The following is a 4,091-nucleotide window of genomic DNA, read 5'->3' as shown; positions in this document are numbered from 1 at the left end:
TTCGCTGTGCTGTTGTCGCGCCTGTCGGGCGCCGATGACGTCACCATCGGTACCCCGATCGCGGGTCGTGGTGAGCAGGCGCTCGAGGACTTGATCGGTATGTTCGTGAACACCCTGGTGTTCCGGACGCGGCTGGATCAGGGTGAGGCGTTCACGGATCTGCTGGCGCGTCAGCGTGAGGTGGATCTGCAGGCGTTTGCGCATGCGGATGTGCCGTTCGAGCGTTTGGTGGAGGTGCTGAACCCGGTTCGTTCGACGGCTCGGCATCCGTTGTTCCAGGTGGGTTTCTCGTTCCAGAACCTGGCGCAGTCGAGTCTGGAGTTGCCCGGTCTGACGGTGTCGGGTGTCGATATCGATACGGGGATTTCCCAGTTCGACCTGCATCTGATCATCGGTGACGACTACGACAGCACCGGTGCGCCCGCCGGTATCACCGGCGCCCTGACCTACGCCACCGCATTGTTCGATCGCGCTACCGCTCAGGTATTCGTGGACCGCTTCGTACGGCTGCTGGGCGAGATCATCGCGGCGCCGGAGTCCGCGGTCGGCGAGCTGGACATTCTGGCTCCCGCAGAGCGCGCGGCACTGGCCGAGCGCAATACGACTGCCCGTGAACTGGAGTCCGGCGACACCCTGGTAACGCTGCTGGATGCTACGACGACCGCCCATCGAGGTGCGGTGGCGTTGGTGGCTGCCGATGGTTCGCAGGTGACGTATGCCGAGTTGGGTGCGCGGGTCAATGGTTTGGCGCGGTATCTGATCGGTCGGGGTGTGGGGCCTGAGGTTCGGGTCGCGTTGGCGTTGCGGCGGTCGGTGGATCTCGTGGTCGCGATGTATGCGGTGACGGTGGCCGGTGGCGTGTATGTGCCGGTCGATCCGGATCAGCCGGCCGAGCGTAGTGACTACATTCTCGAGACCGCGGCACCGGTGTGTGTGCTGACGAATGCCGAGACCGGATTCGAGACCGGCAGCGCGCCGGTGGTGGACCTGGATGCCCTCGATCTTTCCGGTTATGCGGATACTCCGGTCACCGATGCGGATCGGGTGTCGCCGTTGTGTGCGTCGAATACGGCGTATGTGATCTTCACGTCGGGTTCGACGGGCCGCCCGAAGGGTGTGGCGGTACCGCACGCGGCGATTGTGAACCAGCTGCGCTACATCCGGACCGAATTCGCTGTAGAAGCAACAGATTCGATTCTGCTCAAGACGGCTGCCACGTTCGACTTGTCGGTGTGGGAGTTCTGGACCGCGGCGGTATGCGGTGGCCGGATGGTCATCGCCTCCCCGGACGGACATCGCGATCCGTCCTACCTCAACGGATTGATGGCCCGCGAGGGTGTGACCACCTTGACGGTGGTTCCGTCGATGCTGGATGCGCTGCTGCTCACCGACGAAGGCCTGTCTGCGTCGTTGCGCCGGGTGCTGGCCATCGGTGAGGCGTTGCCGGCGGCGACTGCACAGCGGATGCTCGCCGACTATCCGGGTGTGGGGTTGTTCAACCTCTATGGTCCGACCGAGGCCGCGGTATCGATCACGACGCATCGGGTGACCGAGGCGGATCAGGTCGCGGTGCCGATCGGTGCGCCGCAGTGGAATTCCCGCGTATATGTGCTGGACGGCCGGTTGCAACCCGTCCCGGATGGTGTATCCGGTGAGCTGTATCTGGCCGGTGTGCAGTTGGCGCACGGGTATTTCGGTCGTGCGGATTTGAGTGCGGAACGCTTCGTGGCGGATCCGTTCGCTGCGGGTGAGCGGATGTATCGCACGGGTGACCTGGTCGCGTGGAATCGTGACGGTGGGTTGGAGTATCGGGGTCGTACCGATTTCCAGGTCAAGATTCGTGGTTTCCGGATCGAGCTGGGTGAGATCGAAGCCGCACTCCTTGCCCTGCCGGAGGTCGCGCAGGCGGCTGTGGTGGCGAAGTCGGACCCGCGGACCGGTGACCGGCTGGTCGGCTACGTTGTACCGGGAGCTGCCACCGATGTCCCTGTGGATGCGGTTCGAATCCAGTCCGAACTGGCGCAGCAATTGCCGTCGTACATGGTGCCCTCGGCGTTCGTGGAGCTCGATGCTCTGCCGTTGAATGTGAACGGCAAGCTGGACCGTAAGGCTCTGCCGGAGCCCGAGTTCGAGACGCGGGAGTTCCGGGCGCCGTCGACTCCGATCGAGGAGATCGTGGCGAATACCTTCGCCGAGGTCCTCGGGATCGATCAGGTCGGCGCGGACGACGATTTCTTCGCCCTGGGTGGTAACTCGCTGGTCGCGACGCAGGTGGCGGCGCGGTTGGGCAAGGCGCTGGATACGACTGTCCCGGTGCGGGCGTTGTTCGAGGCGTCCACTGTCGCCGGTTTGGCTGTTCGGGTCGAGCAGCATGCCGGTTCGGGTGGCCGGGCGGCGTTGGTGCCGCAGCCGCGGCCGACGCGGGTCACCGAGTCGGGTGAGGTTCAGCAGGTTGCGCCGTTGTCGCTGGCGCAGCAGCGGATGTGGTTCCTCAACCGCTTCGACAGCGATACGGCGGCCTACAACATTCCGCTCGCGATCCGGTTGTCCGGTGAACTCGATATCGAGGCCATGCGGGCGGCGGTCGCGGATCTGGTGACGCGGCACGAGGTGCTGCGCACGGTGTACCCCGATTCCGCGTCCGGTCCCGTGCAGCTGGTGCTACCGGCGGCACAGGCGGTTCCGGAGCTCGCGGTGCGGTCGGTGGCTTCCGCGGATATCGGTGCGGCCGTGGCGGAACTGGCGTCCACCGGCTTCGATGTGACCGCCGAGGTGCCGCTGCGGGTGGCCCTGTTCCGCCTGGAGGATCCGGCCGCCGCGACCGGCGCGCAAGATCCCGCTACTGCCGGTGTCTCCGACGAGTTCGTACTCGCGCTGGTGGCGCACCATATCGCGGCCGACGGCTCGTCGGTCGGTCCGCTGGCTCGCGATGTGATGACCGCATACGCCGCGCGGGCCGCGGCGGCGGCCCCGGCGTGGGCGCCCCTGCCGGTGCAGTACGCCGATTTCAGTATCTGGCAGCGCAACCTGCTGGGCGATGAGTCCGATCCGGATTCGCTGGTGGCGAAGCAGCTCGGGTATTGGGAGTCGGCGCTGGCCGGGATCCCGGATCAGCTGGACCTGCCGATGGACCGGCCGCGGCCTGCGGTGCAGTCGTTCACCGGTGGCCGGGTCGATATCGATATCGATGCCGAGGTCCATGCCGGTTTGCAGCGGCTGGCGCAGCAGCAGGGCGCGACCCTGTTCATGGTGGCGCATACCGCGTTCGCGGTGCTGCTGTCGCGGCTGTCCGGTGTCGACGACATCACGATCGGTACCCCGGTGGCCGGACGTGGTGAGCAGGCGCTCGACGATCTGATCGGTATGTTCGTGAACACTCTGGTGTTCCGGACCCGGCTCGATCGCGGCGAAGCGTTCACCGAGCTGCTCGCGCGGCAGCGGCAGGTGGATATCGCGGCCTTCGCGAATGCGGATGTGCCCTTCGAACGACTCGTCGAGGTACTGAACCCGGCCCGGTCGACCGCCCGGCATCCCCTGTTCCAGGTGGGATTCACCTTCCAGAACTTGGACCGGTCGAGCCTGGAGTTGCCAGGGCTCACTGTTTCCGGTGTCGATATCGATACCGAGGTCTCTCAGTTCGACCTGAACCTCATCCTGAGCGACTCCTACGACACCGCGGGCGAACCCAGCGGGGTGGTCGGGTACCTGACCTTCGCGACGGATCTGTTCGACCGCGCCACGGTACAGGGTTTCGCCGACCGGTTCACCCGGCTGCTGAGCCGGATCGTGGCAGCGCCCTTTGCTCCCGTGGGCGATCTGGAAATTTTCGCTCCGGTCGAGCGCACCCGGGTGCTGGCGGAGTGGAACGCGACCGAGCATGCGCTGCCGGAGCGGTTGCTGCTGGATGGGTTCGAGCGGATGGCGGCGGCGCACCCGGATCGGGTGGCGGTGTCGTTCGAGGGGACGAGTCTGTCCTACGGCGAGTTCTCCGCTCGGGTGAACCGGCTGGCGCGGCATTTGATCGCGCAGGGTGTGGGTCCGGAGTCGTTGGTCGGGTTGCTGGTGTCGCGGTCGGTGGATCTGGTTGTGGG

General features: G+C 65.9%; 1 protein-coding gene. It reads left to right on the top strand.

All coding sequences use genetic code 11. The features are described from left to right. The coding region (locus tag NFL01S_RS33760) for a non-ribosomal peptide synthetase (protein ID WP_157117329.1) at positions 1 to 4,091 on the top strand (4,091 nt) is incomplete at both ends.

Origin of the sequence: Nocardia flavorosea NBRC 108225 (assembly GCF_001613385.1) — a bacterium.
GTDB classification, from domain to species: Bacteria; Actinomycetota; Actinomycetes; order Mycobacteriales; family Mycobacteriaceae; genus Nocardia; species Nocardia flavorosea.
Note: the sequence above shows the minus strand (reverse complement) of the source record. Positions and strands in the feature narration are given on the sequence as shown.